The 17722-nt window shown below is 50.3% G+C and carries 14 protein-coding genes; 10 read left to right on the top strand and 4 right to left on the bottom strand.

The genetic code is table 11. From position 1 onward, the window contains the following. The first annotated feature begins 30 nt into the window (after window positions 1-30). From ACLO87_RS16265 to ACLO87_RS16230, 8 genes are all read left to right on the top strand, one after another. Entirely contained in the window at window positions 31-1224 is a 1194-nt protein-coding gene (locus ACLO87_RS16265; protein WP_430224277.1) for an ABC transporter substrate-binding protein, read from the top strand. 76 nt (window positions 1225-1300) lie between these two features. Next, complete coding sequence (locus ACLO87_RS16260; RefSeq protein WP_430224276.1) at window positions 1301-2224, top strand: branched-chain amino acid ABC transporter permease; 924 nt, start codon at window positions 1301-1303, stop codon at window positions 2222-2224. Beyond that, window positions 2224-4014 carry a branched-chain amino acid ABC transporter ATP-binding protein/permease gene (locus ACLO87_RS16255; RefSeq protein WP_430224275.1) on the top strand — a complete coding sequence of 597 codons (1791 nt, stop codon included), beginning with the start codon at window positions 2224-2226 and terminating at the stop codon, window positions 4012-4014. The genes ACLO87_RS16260 and ACLO87_RS16255 overlap by 1 nt, the downstream gene beginning before the upstream one ends. Before the next feature lie 14 nt (window positions 4015-4028). Then, entirely contained in the window at window positions 4029-4739 is a 711-nt protein-coding gene (locus ACLO87_RS16250; RefSeq protein WP_430224274.1) for an ABC transporter ATP-binding protein, read from the top strand. A 30-nt stretch (window positions 4740-4769) separates the two neighbouring features. Continuing rightward, the gene (locus ACLO87_RS16245) at window positions 4770-5738 is read left to right on the top strand and encodes an MBL fold metallo-hydrolase (RefSeq protein ID WP_430224273.1); all 969 of its coding nucleotides are present in this window, start codon (window positions 4770-4772) and stop codon (window positions 5736-5738) included. 29 nt (window positions 5739-5767) lie between these two features. Further along, window positions 5768-6970 carry an MFS transporter gene (locus tag ACLO87_RS16240; protein ID WP_430224272.1) on the top strand — a complete coding sequence of 401 codons (1203 nt, stop codon included), beginning with the start codon at window positions 5768-5770 and terminating at the stop codon, window positions 6968-6970. A gap of 74 nt (window positions 6971-7044) precedes the next feature. Then, window positions 7045-8205 carry an NADH:flavin oxidoreductase/NADH oxidase gene (locus ACLO87_RS16235; protein ID WP_430224271.1) on the top strand — a complete coding sequence of 387 codons (1161 nt, stop codon included), beginning with the start codon at window positions 7045-7047 and terminating at the stop codon, window positions 8203-8205. A gap of 22 nt (window positions 8206-8227) precedes the next feature. Then, complete coding sequence (locus ACLO87_RS16230; protein WP_430224270.1) at window positions 8228-8911, top strand: EthD family reductase; 684 nt, start codon at window positions 8228-8230, stop codon at window positions 8909-8911. 81 nt (window positions 8912-8992) lie between these two features. On the opposite strand, the gene mgtE is transcribed toward ACLO87_RS16230, so the two are convergent. The 4 genes from mgtE to ACLO87_RS16210 form a co-directional block, all read right to left on the bottom strand. After that, the gene (gene mgtE, locus ACLO87_RS16225) at window positions 8993-10462 is read right to left on the bottom strand and encodes a magnesium transporter (protein WP_430224269.1); all 1470 of its coding nucleotides are present in this window, start codon (window positions 10460-10462) and stop codon (window positions 8993-8995) included. 11 nt (window positions 10463-10473) lie between these two features. Then, window positions 10474-10815 carry an acyl-CoA thioesterase gene (locus ACLO87_RS16220; protein ID WP_242683718.1) on the bottom strand — a complete coding sequence of 114 codons (342 nt, stop codon included), beginning with the start codon at window positions 10813-10815 and terminating at the stop codon, window positions 10474-10476. 149 nt (window positions 10816-10964) lie between these two features. Further along, the gene (locus ACLO87_RS16215) at window positions 10965-12158 is read right to left on the bottom strand and encodes a M20 aminoacylase family protein (protein WP_430224268.1); all 1194 of its coding nucleotides are present in this window, start codon (window positions 12156-12158) and stop codon (window positions 10965-10967) included. Window positions 12159-12226: 68 nt separating this feature from the next. Further along, window positions 12227-13087: an inositol monophosphatase family protein gene (locus ACLO87_RS16210; RefSeq protein WP_430224267.1), complete on the bottom strand. Its 861-nt coding sequence runs from the start codon at window positions 13085-13087 to the stop codon at window positions 12227-12229. A gap of 58 nt (window positions 13088-13145) precedes the next feature. Here ACLO87_RS16210 and mnmD point away from each other — a divergent pair, with 58 nt between their 5' ends. Then, window positions 13146-14993, top strand: coding sequence for a tRNA (5-methylaminomethyl-2-thiouridine)(34)-methyltransferase MnmD (gene mnmD / locus ACLO87_RS16205; protein WP_430224266.1), 1848 nt, complete (start codon window positions 13146-13148; stop codon window positions 14991-14993). 115 nt (window positions 14994-15108) lie between these two features. After that, window positions 15109-17322 carry a glycoside hydrolase family 31 protein gene (locus tag ACLO87_RS16200; RefSeq protein WP_430224265.1) on the top strand — a complete coding sequence of 738 codons (2214 nt, stop codon included), beginning with the start codon at window positions 15109-15111 and terminating at the stop codon, window positions 17320-17322. Window positions 17323-17722: the final 400 nt, after the last annotated feature.

Below are 17722 nucleotides of genomic sequence, written 5' to 3'. Positions count from 1 at the left end.
AATTTTATAGGCAGTACAAAGGAGACATGAATGAATATTAGAAAATTAGGCATGTCCCTGCTAGCAGGGGCGGTATTGGCAGCAGGTAGTGTCAATGCACAGGAAATTCGGTTTGGTTACAACGGCGATTTATCTGCGTCGCCATCAGCTCAAAGTGGACAGGCGGCAGTGTTAGGCATGCAGGCTGCTATAGAAGATTTGAATGCGGCGGGTGGTGTGCTGGGGCAGACCGTGACGTTGGTAACTCGTGATGATGGCTCTGCGCCACCACGCTCCATACAGAACATGACTGATCTTATCGACAATGAGAAAGTGCAGGCAATTTTTGGGCCGACTAACTCAGGTAATGCAATGGCCTGGAAACACATAGCCAATCAGAAAAAAGTGCCAGTAATGGGCAACGTGGCTTCGGGTACAGACATTACTAAGCCTATGCGAGCGAATGCAGATAACTACATGTTTAGGGTTTCGATGGTAGACCGCGAGCAAGTGGCTGCGTTGATGGCCTATGTCAAAGCCAATGCTGCCGATTCCAAAGTGATAGGTCTGATGGCAGAAACCACTGGCTATGGTCAGGGGGGGCTGAAAGACATGGAAGAAATTGCCAAGTTGCAAGGCATAAATATTGCGCAGATAGAGCACTTTGGTGTGAATGATACCGACATGACATCACAGTTGAATAAGATGCGTGCTGCCGGTGTGGACACCATTGTGGTGTGGGCGCAAGGCACCCCTATCGCGCAGATTATTCGCAGCATGGAAAAGATTGATTATTTTCCACTCACGTTGACGTCATGGTCGTCCGACAACATTACTTTTTACGATGCAGCAGGCCGAGCTTTATCTGAAAAACCATTATTCATGCGTACAGTCAGCGAGGAGCGTACACCTGAGCAGGAGCAGCTTTTTACACGTATAGGTAGCAAGTTGCGTGCTCCTAGTTCTTTTTCTTTCGCATTGCATGGCTACGACTCGGTACTGTTAATGGCAGCAGCGATGGAACAGGCGGGGTCTACAGATGGCCCAGCAGTACGCCAAGCCTTAGAGTCCTTGCAAAAGCCTGTGCAGGGTTTGCTGAAAGTCTATGAAACTCCTTTTAGCACAACAGATCATGAAGCCTTAAAGGCTGAGGATCTGGTATGGATTCGCTGGAAAGATGGCAGTCTTTTACCGCATACCGATCCCATCACTGAGTCTTTAGATAGCCACAGTTTTATTCAGTAAGCAGTAGTCATTATTACTAGAAAAATAGCATCGGTGTTCGGTCCGTGGAGGGCCGAACACAGTAGGAGACAGATTCATGATTGATGCTCTTTTACAGGCGCTGATTAGCGGCTTGGCAGTGGGTAGTGCGTACGCGCTAGTTGCACTGGGATTCAGTATTACGTTTACCACGACAAAAACCTTGAACTTTGCCCATGGGGATTTTGTATCTGCGGGTGCCTTTATAGGCATGAGTGCACTATTTTTGATCTTGGGCATGCCTATTAGCTCTACCTCATTTGGCACGGTAGTGCCGGCGGGGGAAACACAGTTCTTAGGTCTGTTTATCGTGCTGCTGGTGATGGGGGCATTGGGCTGGTTGTTGTATGTCTTGGGGGTACGGCCTTTTGCGGGGCGTCCAGGTTTGGCATGGGTAATGAGTACCCTGGGGTTTGGCGTCATTTTGCAAAGTATGGGGATGGCAATTTGGGGGCCTAGACCAGTGGTTGTGCCTTCTCCAGTAGGCGACTCTGTTATCCGTTTTTGGGGCATAGGTATACGCCCTCAAGAGTTATTGATGCTAGGGGTATCGGTGGTGGTCATGGTGGTGTTTGAGCGCATCATGAATCACACCCTGATCGGCAAAGCGTTACGAGCAGTGGCAGCCAATGGCGCCGTCGCTAGTTTAATGGGCATTAATACGCAGGCCATGATGGTGGCGGCTTTTGTGATTAGTTCTATGTTGGCTGGTTTGTCTGGTTTTTTGCTAGCCCCTATTACGCAAGCTTCATTGTTTATGGGGTTGGCTATAGGTCTAAAAGGCTTCTCTAGTGCCATGATCGGAGGGCTGAATAACCCGCGTGGGTGTGTAGTGGGTGGATTTGTACTGGGTGTGTTTGAGTCCGGTGTGAATTTATGGGAAGCGCAGTGGCGTGAGGTGGCTGTATTCGTGCTTGTCATTCTGGTGCTGTCTTTCCGTCCAACAGGGTTGTTTGGTCGTAATCTGGCGGAGAAAATCTGATGAAATCCTTTTCTTCTCTGCATGTGGTAGTGATCGCGGCTGTATTAATCGCCTTAACCAGTTTGGTGGGCAATGATTATTACCTGCGTATTTTGTTCATGATTTGCGTGTATTACATGTGCGGTATAGGCATGAACGTACTCGTGGGGTTCGCGGGGCAAAAGTCACTGGGTCAGGCGGGTTTGTTTGCTGCCGGTGCATATTCAGCTGCTTTGCTGACGGCCAATTGGGAAATGAACCCGTGGTTAGCGTTTGTCGCGGCAGCAGTAATTTCGGGTATATGTGGGGTCTTGATCGCCGTGCCATCGCTGCGTGTGCGAGGCCCCTATCTTGCCATGGTGACGTTGGCGTTCGGTATTGTGGTAGAGCGCTTGGTAAGCGAGTGGACGACGGTATTTGGCGGTGCTCAAGGTATTTATGGTATTGCGCCGTTAACGTGGGATGGTGAGCCTCTAAGCACCACGCAATGGGTGTGGTTTGGTATTGCTCTGTGTGCTGTGACACATATTGTCTTGAGTAATTTGCTGCGTGGTCGTTTTGGACGTGCCATGCTTTCTATCCAAGCTGATGAAATTGCTTCTTCTTCGGTTGGGGTCAGAGTGCATCGCGCCAAAGTGATTGCTTTTGTGATTGCTGCCATTACGTGCGGTATGGCAGGAGCAATGGTGGCTCAGCAGAATCAATACATTAACTCTGATTTCATTACCTTCCATCTTTCTATTTTTATCTTGTTGTTGGTGCTGTTTGGTGGCCCTGGCAAGATGTCTGGCCCATTAGTGGGCGCCATTATTCTGACCATTATTGAGGCTATGTTAGCGCGTTGGCCCTATGTACAGAATTTCCTGTATGGCTGTTTGTTGTTGTTTTCCCTGTATTTCATGCCTGGTGGTGTGGTGGGGTTATTTGCACCATTGTTTGGTAAACGTAACCCACCTTCTACGGAGGTAGAGCCTCTACCACTAGAAACGTTAGGAAAACAAACGCAGGGTGAATTACTGAAGGTGTCCAACCTAGATAAAGCCTACGGTGGAGTTAGACCAGCATGCAATATTTCGTTTGAGCTAAAGCGTGGCCATATTCATGCCTTGATAGGGCCTAACGGAGCAGGCAAGAGTACGTTGATCAACATGCTAACGGGGGCAGTAGTTCCCGATAAAGGAGCTATCCGTTTCCTAGGGCGTGAGATCGCAGGCTTCCCTATGCAAAAAATTTGCCAATTAGGGATGGGGCGTACGTTTCAGAACTTACGGTTGTTTGCAGAGTTATCAGTGGTGGACAACGTGATGTTGGGTCAACACAGTCGAATGAGTAATGGCATTTTTCGCTCTCTACTGAATTTGCCTAGTGTCCGGACTCAAGAAGATATTACTCGTAGAAAAGCACAGCAGTTACTGCAATTGGTGGGTTTGTCGGCGTTGGCGGATCAGCCAGCCGGTAGTTTGCCCTACGGTCTGCAGCGACGTGTAGAGCTAGCACGAGCGTTGGCAACAGAGCCACAACTACTTCTCTTGGATGAGCCTGCAGCAGGGCTAAATCCTCAAGAAACAGCAGAGTTGGGTGAGTTGTTGAGGCGTATATGTCGCTGTGGCGTCACGATTTTTATGGTGGAGCACCACATGGATTTGGTGATGTCAGTCTCGGATCACGTCATTGTTCTGGATTATGGCGTAAAGATCGCCGAGGGCAGGCCTGCTGAGGTGCAGGCAGATCCTAAGGTAATAGCTGCTTATTTAGGCGTGGACGATGACGATGATATTGCCGTGTCGTTCACACCTGCTACAGCCATCTAAAGCGAGGAAATACGATGCTTAAATTGGAATCAGTACGTGTTTCCTACGGTGCTATAGAAGCCGTAAAAGGGGTGGATCTACACGTAGGTAAGGGGGAGGTCGTGACTATTATTGGCGCGAATGGCGCGGGTAAGAGCACATTACTTAAGGCGATTTGTGGACTAGAGCCGCTGTCAGGTGGGCGAGTGCTTTTAGATGGTCAAGACTGCTCCAATTTGCCGGCACATAAACGGGTGCGACTAGGGTTGGCCATGTCGCCAGAAGGGCGTGGTGTGTTTGCGGATCAAACAGTATTGGAGAACCTCTGGCTGGGGGCGTATATGCGCCGAGCGGATAGGTCTGGAGTTGAGGCAGATATTGAGCGCGAGTTTGCGCGTTTTCCCCGTTTGCGAGAGCGTCAGCACCAATTAGCAGGCACGTTATCGGGGGGGGAGCAACAGATGTTGGCTATTTCGCGTGCCTTAATGAGCGAGCCCAGCATTTTGTTATTGGACGAGCCGTCGTTAGGGTTGGCTCCTCTGGTGATACGCGACATTTTTACAGCCATCCGACAGCTACGTAGTAGTGGTCTCACCATCGTGTTAGTGGAGCAAATGGCGAAACAAGCATTAGGTGTAGCAGACCGCGCGTATGTATTGGAAATAGGACGTGTGACCATGGAGGGGTCGGGGCTGGAATTGTTAAATGACGACAAAGTTAGAGCCGCCTATCTGGGCACACATTAAGAGTAATTTTTGCACTAAGGAAATCTATCTATGACACAGACTAAGACTTTTGCCAGTCACGCAGATACTGAAGATAAAAAAGTAAGCTTCACACAGTTATCGGCAAACGCCTGGGCATATACCGCTGAGGGTGACCCCAATACAGGGGTAATCGTGGGCGATGATGCGGTGATGATCATTGATACACAGGCAACACCAGCCATGGCTCAGGACGTGATTCGTCACATACGTCAGATTACGGATAAGCCCATTAAATACGTGGTGCTGTCTCACTATCATGCAGTGCGTGTGTTAGGTGCAGCGGCGTATTTCGAAGAGGGAGCCCAAGAAATTATTGCTAGCCAAGATACCTATGACTTGATTGTAGAGCGTGGTGAGCAAGATAAAGCCAGCGAAATCGGTCGTTTCCCTCGATTATTCCGTAATGTAGAAACCGTGCCTGAAGGTTTGACATGGCCTACACAAACGTTTGTAGGGGAAATGCGTATTTGGATGGGTTCTGTAGAGGTGAAGCTAAGTCAAATTGGTCGTGGCCATACCAAAGGTGACATTATCGTAGAGCTAGAAAGTCAGAATGTATGTTTTGCGGGTGACCTAGTGGAATACCAAAGTGCGGCGTATTCAGGTGATGCGTATTTCCGTGATTGGCCTAGCACGTTGGATCGATTAGCAGAGCGTAACTTTGATGCCTTGGTACCTGGTCGCGGTGCAGCGCTGCAAGGGGCGGCAGAAGTACGTCAAGGCTTGGCCTCTACACGAGCTTTTGTTAGTGATGTGTATACCAATGTGTTGAATGGGGTATCTGAAGGCAAAGCGCTGAATGAGATTTATCGCGAAACTGTAGAGAAGTTGCGTCCAGTGTATGGCCATTGGTTTATTTTTGATCACTGCATGCCGTTTAATGTGAGCCGTGCTTACGATGAGGCTAGAGGCATTGCAGATCCTCGTATTTGGACTGCGGAGCGCGACATAGAGATGTGGAAGGCGCTAGAGGGTTAAAGCCTTCTTGATATCTAGGAGTAGTCAGCATGCCGGCGTCATCACTCTCAGAGGCAATGAGCCCAGACTACGCACAAAAACGTTTGGCTTTATGCAGCTTTACCGCCATGTTTTCGATGCGTGTTTGTGATGCGTTATTACCCGCCCTAGCCAGTGAGTTCAGGGTGGATAGTGTGGCGGTGGCGCCGGTTATTTCTGCTTTTGCCGTAGGCTACGGCATTATGCAAATCCTATATGGTCCATTTGCAGAACGGTTTGGAAAATTACCTCTGGTGTTTTTTGCTGCCTTAGGTGGTGCGGGAACATGTTTATGGGCTGCGTTAGCTAGTGGCTTAGATGTATTGATCTGGGCTCGATTGTTTTGCGGTGGGCTAGTAGCAGGCATTGTGCCCATGTCTATGGCATGGATAGGAGATAACAGTAGTGAGCAGCAGCGTCATGTGATGTTGGCACGTTTACTGAGTGCTACTGTGCTGGGCATGATAGTAGGGCAGTTTTTTGGCGGCATAGTGGCGGTCACCCTAGGTTGGCGCTGGGGGTTTGTCTTGTTGTGCGTATTGTTTGTAGGGGCAGCATTGTGGTTGCTGCCGTTGTTACATGCTGCTCCGTACAAAGAGAAAGCCAAAGCACTGAGCTTTTGGCGTAATTGGCGCAGTGTACTGAAACGGCCCATGGCTAGGATGGTATTGCTGTTAGTGGGTATTGAGGGGGCTCTGGTGTATGGCGTTTTAAGTTTTGTCCCTTTGTATTTGCACACACAGACGCAGCTATCGTTACCCGTGGCTGGGGCTATTGTGACAAGTTTTGGTATAGGGGGACTGTGCTATACCCATACCGTCAAATACTTGTTACAACGCTTGGGGCGCAATGGGCTGATTTTCTACGGTGGTTGTGGCGTGATGGTGGGGTACGCGCTCTTGGCTGTTTGGCCAGTGCCAATAGTCGCTATTTTAGGGTGTTGGTTTGCGGGTTTTGGTTTTTACGCGTTACACAATAGTTTCCAATTTTTAGCCAGTCAGATGGCTCCTGCCATGCGGGGTACAGCCATAGGTTTATTTGCCTGCTCATTGTTTTTGGGGCAATCCGTAGGGGTGTCAGTAGTGGCCTGGTCTATAGATAGATGGCAGTCCGCGCAATTGGCGCTCGGGATCAGTGCGATCTGTGTAGTGTTGTTAGGCAGTTGGCTAGTGTATTGGCTGAAATGCTTGGCACCTGTGCGCGTGCGTACTTGATACGGTAATAGGTGGCGTCTTTCCCTACGGGCAGAGAGTAGTCTGATGGTGGTTTGAGTATTTGATGAGGTGTTATGTCTGGCTACACAGATCCCTATTTATTTAGACCCTTGCGTATACGTGACCTTACGTTGCGTAATCGTATTGTGATTTCTCCTATGTGCCAGCATGCAGCTGAACAAGGCCATGCAACACCATGGCATTGGGTGCATTGGGGTAAATTTGCCTTGGGTGGTGCGGGGTTAATACTCAGTGAAAGCACGGCAGTAGACCCTCGAGGGCGCATTGGTAGTGCTGATTTGGGTCTCTGGAATGATGCACAGGCTCAGACGCTACAACCGCTAGTGCAGTGGTTGCAAGAGCAAGGCTGCGCTTTTGGTTTGCAGCTAGCACATGCGGGTCGTAAAGCGGGCAGCCAACCCTTATGGGAGGGTGGGCGAGCGATAGATCCTGTACACATGGCACAAGATATCGATGTGTGGCAGCGCGTTGGTCCTAGTGCATTACCGGCAGGGCCTGGTTGGTCTGTACCCATGGCGTTAGATGAGCAAGGTATTCAAGCCGTGATAGAGGCGTTTGTAGCGGCAACTGTACGTGCGGATCGTATTGGTGTGGATGTGATTGAATTGCATTTTGGGCATGGTTACTTGGTGGCAAGTTTTTTGTCTCCCTATGCTAATCAACGCCAAGACCAGTGGGGGGGTAGCAGAGAGGGGCGTATGCGTTTGGCGGTAGAGATCGCACGTAGAGTGCGGCAGGTGTGGCCAGCGTCTAAACCTTTATTTGCCAGACTATCAGTGGTGGATGGCAGTATAGGCGGCTGGAGTGAAGAGGACTCTATTGTGTTAGCACAAGCCCTGAAAGCATGTGGCGTTGATGTGATGGATTGTTCTTCGGGTGGTTTAACTGAGGAAACGCGAGCATTACCTGTACCGCGAGGTTTAGGCTTTCAGGTGCCATTTTCAGAACAGTTACGACATAGTGCTGAGGTGATGACACAAGCAGTAGGCATGATTGTGGATGCCAAGCAGGCAGAGGCGATTCTGGCGCAAGGTCAAGCCGATTTGATTGCTATAGGTAGAGAGGCGTTGTATGACCCGTATTGGCCTCATCATGCTGCTCAAACATTAGGGGTAGATGTGAATTTTGAACAATGGCCTGTGCGGCATGGTGTTTGGTTGCGTAATAGAGCACCCATCTTGCAGCGAGCCAGGATAGAGCAAACAGAGGCCTAATAGTCTAGTCAAAGGAGGTGTTATGACGATACGCATGGGGTTGTTATACAAAAAACCAGAGTGGACAACGCAACAGTTTCAACAGTATTGGCTGCAGGAGCACGGAGCGTTAGCCAGTGAGCTTACTGGCATACGACATTACTGGCAAAACCACGTCGTAGAGCATCAACAGCGGGGTATACAGTTCGCACGCGGCACATGGGAAATAGATGGGTTTTCCATCTTAGATGTAGATACTGAAAATGCCTTTATTTCAGGAGAGTTGGCACAGGCGTTGCAGCAGGATGAGCAGTGTTTTTTGTCTACGCTGCATATATTGGAGTTGCAACGGCATGATGTGATTCCTGTGCCTGACGTAGCACAACGTAGTCAATTGATGAAACGCATGTCTATCCTACGTCGTCGTGATGATATGAGTGAGGATGCCTTTAGAAAAGAGTGGCGGATGCATGCAGAGTTGGTGCGGAAAATGCCAGGTGTTAAAGGTTATAGACAGAATGTGGTGCTACGCAGAGAAAAAGTGAAAGGGCAGGTTTGTGCTTATGAGCAGCTCCCTATTGATGGCGTGGTAGAACTATGGTTTGAGGATACTGCTAGCGTAGAGCAAGCTTTTGGCAGTGAGCAAGGGCAGGAAACCATGGTACATGCGCAAAGTTTCTTGCAAGAAATCACCGTGTTTGGTGTGAAGGAATACCAAGTGAGGTAATTCGCAACATACAAAAACGCCTTTCAATCTATGGTGAACGTTCACCAAAAATTGAAAGGCGTTTGTTGTAGGTCTAGGCGTTTACAGTAGGAACAGCGTTGCCAATCCTAGGAACAGGAAAAAGCCCAGTGAGTCTGTACCAAAAGTCAGCAATACAGAAGAACCCACCGCAGGATCTTTGCCAAATCGGCTACGTAGGGTAGGGATCAATACGCCCAGAGCGGCACCAATCAACATGTTGCCGATCATAGCGGCCATCATCACGGCCGCAATAGCGACGGAACCCGAGATAAACCACGCGAATACAGCTGTTACCAAACTACCGCAGGCTCCCACCATAAAGGTCACCATCAGTTCGCGTTTGACCAGTGGCCAGATATTGGAACCCGTGATACGGCCTGTAGCCATGGCACGAATAATCATGGTCATAGTTTGGTTACCGGAGTTACCACCAATACCTGCGACGATAGACATCAGGAACGCCAAAATAACGATATGGCTAACGGTATCCTCAAAGCGAGAAGCCACGAAGGAGGCTGTAGCTGCCGTACACAGGTTAATCAGCAACCACGGGGCACGGTTACGTAGAGCACTGAGAGCCGGGGCAAAAATATCTTCTTCTTGCAAACCGGCACGAGACAGTTCTTGCTCTTGGGAGTCTTCTTGCAGAACGTCAACAACCTCGTCAATGGTCACACGACCAATTAGACGGCCATAGTCGTCCACTACTGGGGCGGACACCAAGTCATAACGTTCAAACGCGTTAGCGGCATCCGCGTCAGAGTCAAGTGGGTGCAGACTCAGGTAGTCAGCAGCCATAACGTCAGACACTAGTGTTTCTGGATCGGACACCAGCATGCGAGTTAGGGATAGCGTGCCTAACAGACGGTCGTCCCGGTCTACCACGAAAATCTGGTCAGTATGGTCAGGTAATTCTTGTAGGCGACGTAAATAACGCAGTACCACCTCTAGGCTCACGTCTTCGCGCACGCGCACCATGTCGAAGTCCATGATCGCACCCACGCTGTCTTCGGGGTAGCCCATGGCCTCTAGCAATTGCGCGCGCTCAGATTCGGTCAGCCCTTTCTGTACCTCAGCAATAACCTCTGGGGGTAGGTCTGGGGCCAGATCCGCGATCTCGTCGGCATCCATGTTAGCGGCAGCTGCAATCAGGTCAGCTGGCTCCATGGTTTTGATCAGAGATTCACGAGCCCAATCTTCAATTTCTAGCAGAATGTCAGCATCATACTCATCACTAACTTGTTGCCACACGATTTGACGTTCGTTTTCTGGCAAGGATTCCAGAATGAACGCAATATCGGCGGGGTGCAGATTGTTGATGATGCTGCGTATTTCTTGCTCGTGCCTGCGGTGTGTCAGGTTAGCAAGTAGGTCTTCACGGTCAGAACCTTCGTGCTGACGCTGCGCCAAGGTTTCTACAACTTCTTGGCGTTTTAATACGGATTGTAGTTTTTGTAGAGCAAGTTGCGCATCCTCCGGGTCAAGTCGGCGGACGGCTGGACTGGTGCGCTCTTGAACAGATCCAGTCATAGGCTATACCTTCAGTCTAGAGGGGGAAGTTCGCGGCTGCGGCGGTTCGTATCGGTAGCAACATACGTCAACGTAGCTTCTGTTACTTTGACGACTTCATGTTGCAGGCGTTGGCGTTCTGCGTACACCTCTACCGAAACGGTAATGGAGGTACGGCCGGTTTTGATAATGTCTACGTAAAAGCTAAGCAGGTCGCCCACAAATACCGGTTGTGTAAAGGTAAATGCGTTGACCGCAACGGTCGCTACGCGGCCATTGGCGCGTCGTGCGGCCAAGATAGAACCAGCGATATCCACTTGCGACATAATCCAACCACCAAAAACGTCGCCATACATGTTGGCGTCGGATGGCATGGGCACCACACGCAAGATGGCATGCTTGTCGTCTGGGGGCAAACTACAGGGTTGGGAGGCTTTGGGCACGATGATTCTCTCCGGCATACGTAGAGCCTGTATTGTAACGGCTGGGCAATTTCTTGCCGTGAAACATTTGTTAATGGGGGTTAGGGCTTAAGGTAATGTTCGGCTAAACGTACCCAGTAGCTAGCACCGACGCTAAGGATTTCATCGTTGAAATCATAGCTGTCGTTATGCAACATGCAGGGGCCTAAACCGTGGCCAGAAAGGCGGTGATCGCCTTGACCATTACCTATCCAGATATAGCTACCGGGGCGTTCTTGCAGCATGAATGCAAAATCTTCCGCACCCATAGATGGGGGAAGATCTTGGTGCAGCACATTATCGCCAGCCATCTTACGAATTACGTCTGCAGAAATAGCACTTTCTTTGGCGTGATTGATGGTGGGTGGGTAGCGTCTATCGAACTCAAATGTGCTTTGGCAGCCCATAGCAGCGCAACTCTGTTCAATGATTTCGCGCATGCGTGTTTCGATGATATCCAGCGCCTCATTGCTGAGTGTGCGTACCGTACCGCGCAATACGGCTGAGGTGGGGATGACGTTGTCAGCAGAACCGGCATGAATTTGAGTGACGCTGAGTACGGCAGGGTCTAGCGGGTCTACGACGCGGCTAACGATGGTTTGCAAGCTCATGACTAATTGAGCCGCTGCGGTAATGGGGTCCACCCCCAGATGTGGCATACCGCCATGTGCACCTTTACCGTCAATTTGTATACTGAACGTGTTACTAGAAGCCATAACAGCATCTTTGTGCACGGCGAACTCGCCAGCAGGCAAACCAGGCCAGTTATGCATGCCAAATACGGCATCCATAGGGAAGCGAGTAAATAAGCCTTCTTCTATCATTTTGCGAGCACCTGCAAAACCTTCCTCGGCAGGTTGGAAGATCACATAGACGGTGCCTGTGAATTCGCGGTGCGAAGCCAAGTAGCGTGCGGCGGAGAGTAGCATGGCAGTGTGGCCATCATGGCCACAAGCATGCATTTTGCCGTCGTGACGGCTGGCGTGGGCAAAGTCGTTCTGCTCAAGCACAGGTAGCGCATCCATATCGGCGCGCAGACCAATGCTAGGACCAGGGCCTAGGTTTCCTTTGATGATACCTACAACCCCAGTGCCTGCTAGGCCTCTGTGTATGTCTATTCCCCATTCTGTTAGCCAGTGCGCTACGGTGTCTGCCGTGCGGTGTTCTTCGTAGGCCAGCTCAGGATGAGCATGCAAGTCGCGCCTAATGGCTGTGATGTCGTCTTGCCAGGCAACAATGGGGTCAAGCAGATTCATGACAAAGCCTTTTAAGAGTAAATCTGTGAACCCCATAGGGTAGCATGCCTAATGGCTTTTCGCCCTGTTTAACGCTGTGGTGTGTACCCTAAACACGGTTTGATCATTTCTTGCAAAGCGTTGTGTAGTGGGGCGTTGCTGGCAACAACGTGTCCGGTGGAGGGCCAAGGTTGCTGCTGAAAAATGTCTTGGCAAATGCCACCCGCTTCGCGCACGATTAGTGTGCCTGCAGCGACGTCCCAAGGTGCTAACCCCATTTCCCAGTATCCATCAAAACGACCGCATGCCACCCACGCTAAATCTAGTGCGGCGGCACCGTTGCGTCGAATGCCTCGTGTGCGGCGAATGCCAGTTTCCAGTGTGGGTAGATAGTGATCGGCAAAGCTGAAGTCGCGGAATGGGAAACCAGTAGCCAGCAACGCGTTATCCAGATTGTCAGTGTCTGTGCAGCGCAAGCGTTGTTGGTTTAACCATGCGCCAGTGCCGTACATGGCCGTAAAGAGCTCTTCACGGTTAGGGTCGTACACCACAGCGACCACAGGCGTGTCGCAAGTAACTGGGGTGTCGCCAGCGACGATGCAACCGGGGTGTGCAATCAACGCGATAGACACCGCGTAGTGAGGAATGCCGTGCAAGAAGTTAGTGGTGCCGTCCAGTGGGTCTATGTACCATGTGGCCAGCCCTTTGCTGTCACCACCGCTTTCTTCTGCCACAATGCCAAACTCTGGCGTTTGTTCACGTAGAATTTCCAATGCGGCCATTTCCGCATCTCTATCGGCTTGAGACACCAAGTCGTTCTTGGCTTTGGTATCAATGATCAAACGATCACGGTGTGCAGCGTGGGCCTGTAAAATGCTGGCTGCCGCATGTGCAGCACGAACCGCTGTTGCGAGCGCATCGCTGAGGGGAAGGCGTGTAGAAGAGAGCATAGCTAGACGTTAACCTATGTTTGTTTCATGTATTTATTGTGTATTAAAACGTATTAACATGACGGGCGGATTTCAAAAACTACAGCCGGCTACACCTTCTTTTAATCAGAAGGGGATAGCACAGAGTTTGCAATATGGTGATGTGTACCATTCTACGGCAGGCGCACTGGCGCAAACACAGCATGTGTTTTTAGCAGGCAATGGGCTGCCTGAGCGTTGGCAAGGACGATCTCACTTTAGTATTTGTGAGACGGGCTTTGGGTTGGGCAATAACTTTTTAGTGACGTGGTTGAGCTGGTTGCGTGACTCCGATCGTAGCCAGCGTTTGCACTTTGTCTCGTTTGAAGCGCACCCGTTCCAGCGTGATGATTTGGCACGTATGCATGAACACGCTAGCCCCGAACTACAGTCGCTGGTGCAACAGCTTTTGGCACAGTGGCCAGAGTTGTTGCCGGGCATACATAGACTGTATTTTGAAAACGAACGCGTGACGTTGACATTGGTGTTTGGCGATATAGAGCAAAAAGCCAAACTGCTGGATGCGCAAATTGATGCGTTCTTCTTGGACGGCTTTGCTCCGCGTTTAAATCCACAGATGTGGTCACGACGGTTGTTTGGTCAACTCGTACGTTTGTCGGCCAAAGGGGCGACTGTGGCGAGTTGGTGTAGTGCAGGTCAGGTACGCCGAGACCTGCGAGATGCTGGTTTTCTAATAGAAAAAATACCGGGGTTTGCGCATAAACGTGAAATGATACGTGGCGTGCTGCGCGAGAAATTAGGGCGACAGCCTAATGCTATTCCTAAACATGTAATGGTTATTGGTGCCGGAATAGCCGGGGCAGCCACTGCTGCTGCATTGGTGCGCCGAGGCACGCATGTCACTGTAGTGGACCCAATACTGAAAGGTGGAGCGGGTGCATCGCACTTGGGGCATAAGGCCATTGCCATGACGCCATTGCTGAGTGTGGATGACGCGCCGCGTATGCGATTAAGTCGTGCAGGTATGTTGGTGGCTGCGCGACAATGGCAGCACGCCGAGGCAATGGATTGTTTGCCTTTAGGGACTGTGCGCGTAGCTGTGGATGCTGATGAAGATCTAGCTGGCCGTAAAGCGGTAGAGACGTTGGGCTTTCCAGATGCTTGGGTACAGTATTTAGATGTGGAGGCTATGTCTCAACACGTGGGGGGCGACGTTGCGCACGGAGGGCTGTATTTCCCTAGCGCCATGCGGGTGCAGCCAGATAAGTTGATTGAGCGACTGTTAACGCACCCCAACATTGGTTTGCTACCAACCAAAGTACTGAAGTTAGAGGCTTCAGAGACGGGCTGGTGTGCCATAGTAGATACAGATAGCGCTGAGACAGGAGTGCTTCATGCCGATGCCGTGGTGTTGTGCGTGGCTGGTGAGCTGTCTTCGTTATTACCAGACAGTGTGCATGCCAATAAAGCCTATCCCTATATTGAAGAAATGGAGCGGTTGCCGGGGCAGGTTAGTTACTTTGTGGCATCAGAAATGGCTAAAAAGCCTACTTATATAGTGGCGGGCGAGGGCTATTTATTGCCTGAGGTAGAGGGGCTGTGCACGGCAGGTAGTACCTATGGTGCAAATGGCGAGCCAGCGCAGGTGACTGAACAAGGTCACCACGAAATACGAGAAACCTTGCAGCGCTGGAAAACGTGGTTGGCATCTGCTTCTATACAGGGTGGTTGGGCTGGTTATAGGGCGGCACTTAAAGATCATTTGCCCTTATATGCAGGCGGCGATCAGAACCTCGGGATTATTTCTGGTTTAGGCTCAAACGGCTTTGCGTGGAGCGCAATTTTGGCGGAAGATTTGGCCGCAGCGTGGAATAATGAGCCGCGATTGCTAGAGAGGGATTTATCCCGAGCGCTGGGTCTGCGATAATAGAAACTTTATGAACGAAATTTAGGTGTTTTTGCTTTTAGATTTGGTTTTGTAGCAAAAATACGTCAAAATAGACACTTTATTCCCTTGTTGGGCAGTGCCCGAGGATCGTGCTGTGTCGTCCAACACTCACCTTGCTGACGTGACGCAATTGTTTAATCTTCAAAGTAACCTTGCCAATAAACCGTCTGTAGCGGATTTTCAGGCTGAACAGACAGATCAAATCCTGCGTGTGGAAGCGCATTCCCCTGGTGTATTTAGGCTGCGTTTTGGTGGCCTAAAGCATATACAGCCAGAAAAAGTCAGCCTGCGCGCGCAGCAGCAGGCCGAAATGCTATTAGTGCGGGAAGATGCCGTAGGTGAATTCTCCCAAGAAACTGTAGAACAAGATGGTGGCTGGCGTTTAGAGCAGGGCGAGTACGCGCTGGTGCTAACGCCTAATCCTTTTTCTTTTGCGCTCTACAAAGGCGACGAGCTGTTGTTGCAGTTGGCTGCATCGGGTGTGTGGCAAGACGAAAAAGAAGAGCAGCAAGGTTGGAATGCCGCTTTTGCATTGCAGGCTGATGATGTGTTGTACGGCTTAGGCGACAGTCAAGAAAGCTTGAGTCGTGACGGTCAACAACTGTTGTCTGATTTGCCAGAGCATCGTGTATTGCCATTGCTATGGAGCACCAAAGGCTGGGGCGTCTATGTGAACACACTGGAGCGCGTCGAGCATAATGTGGCAGTAGAGCAAGATGGACGCTATAGCGTGCGTGCATCGGCCCCTATGCTGGATATATTCTTGTTTGCCGGTGTTCCTACAGAAATTCTCAATCAATACACGGCGCTAACTGGCCGCGCAGGTCAGCCTGGCGTATGGCCTATGGGCGTGTGGTTGCAGCAAGCGGCTGACCAGTCCATTGAAGACACGCTGAACTTGGCAACAACGCTAGGTGATAACGGTGTGGGTCTAGATGGTGTGATGGCTGCTGCGCCTGCGTTATACGGTTTTATGCCAGATCGTCCCCTGTTTGTTTGGGATGAAACACGCGTGCAAGATGGACGTGATTTAAGCGCGAAGATAGAAAAATCTGGCGTGCAATTGGCGGCCCATACTTTCCCTGGCGTGATTGTAGATACCCCGCTGTTTGAAGAGTGGGAGGATCGCGGCTGGCTGTTGATTGATGACGATACCGGTGCGGCGTTTCAGTTTGAAGGTGACGAAAACAGTGCAGGTAAACCGTTTGGTTTGCTGGACCTGACCCATAAAGATGTATTCAAAATGTGGGTTGAACGTCAGCGTCAAAACTACGATGAAGGGTTGGGCGCGCCGGTATGCACAGTGAGCTACAACATCCCAGATAGCATTACCGCACGTGGTGGTGAATCAGGGGCTTTGCTGCGTACGGTATATCCTATTTTGGTACGTCAGGCATTGTTTGAGGCTTTTGCTGGCCATAAAACACCGCAAGAGGGTGTAATTTGGAGCACTAATCTGTTCCCTGGTGTACAGCGTTACAGTATGCAGCTGGGCCCGGATGTGAGCAATGATTGGGAAGGTATGGAACGTTCTTTGCGTTCCGCATTGGCATTGGGTAACAGTGGTGTGACTGCACAGTTGCATAAATTAGGTAATGCGGAGCAGCCTACTGACACCATGAGTGCAGAGTTGTATGTGCGTTGGTTGGCGATGGGGGTGTTTTCTGCCAACTTCTGTTTCCAAGCGATTCCTGCATTGCTGCCTTCCGCGTTTGATGAAAAAACTCAAGAGCTGGTGCAGCACTGGTTACGCTGGCGCTACCGTTTAGTGCCTTATGTATTAGGTATTATCGAAGAGTCTGTGCGTTGTGGTTTGCCAGTGCAGCGTTCTATGGCATTGGAATTTCCTGACGATCCTATTGCACAGCAATGGGATACGCAATATATGTTGGGCTCTGCGTTGCTGGTGGCCCCGTTCTTGCAACCTGGTGAAGAGCTAGAAGTGTATTTACCTGCTGGTAGCGCATGGTGGGATTTGAGTACTGGCTGGCGTTACGAGGGTGGTACTACGTGGACGGTCACGGCAGGTTTGGATAGATTGCCGGTGTTTGGCCGTGAAGGTCATATGCTGTGCTTAGGGCCTGAGGTAAAAAACACCAGTGAATTCAACTCGGCCAGACTGTTGGAAGAGGTGTGGATGTTTGGTATGCCTGAACACAGCCCTGAAGTGATGCGTAACAAGATTCGTGTCATGCAGATGCAGGGTTCTAGTTATATCAAAGGGCTGGAAGGGTTGAAGATTCTGCCGGCAGAAGGTCTAGAGGTGAAACGTCGTGGTGCTGAAGTACGTATTTCGCGTGCACGATAATTACCTACTATAGAACTCTATAGCACGATAGAAAAAATGCCCCACTGGTTGGTTATCCAATCAGTGGGGCATTTTTCATGGTGTGTGATGAGAGTACGGCGATCTTTATCACTATATAGAGACGCGGCTCTCTATATAGGTGGCATGCTTTATCTATATAGAAGGGGGCAGATGGAAGAGCTATGCCGTTGTCTAGAGAGAGGGACAGGTTATCCGGCTCAGTTGCTGTTCCGGCCTGAGAGCCAACTATGGGGGCATATAGTAAAACAGGCTTAGAGGATGGCAAAGGCGTAGAAAATGCTCCGCAGAGTATGCGCGATCTTAAACATTTAGAAGCTAAACGTAAGTTCGGTGACAGCTTACTGTGCAGTTACAGTTAGATTGCAGAGTTAGATGGCGT

Source organism: Paenalcaligenes sp. Me52 (genome assembly GCF_050487965.1).
In the GTDB taxonomy this organism is placed as follows: Bacteria; Pseudomonadota; Gammaproteobacteria; order Burkholderiales; family Burkholderiaceae_B; genus Paenalcaligenes.
The sequence above is the reverse complement of the archived record's forward strand: the minus strand, read 5'-3'. Positions and strand labels throughout refer to the sequence as shown.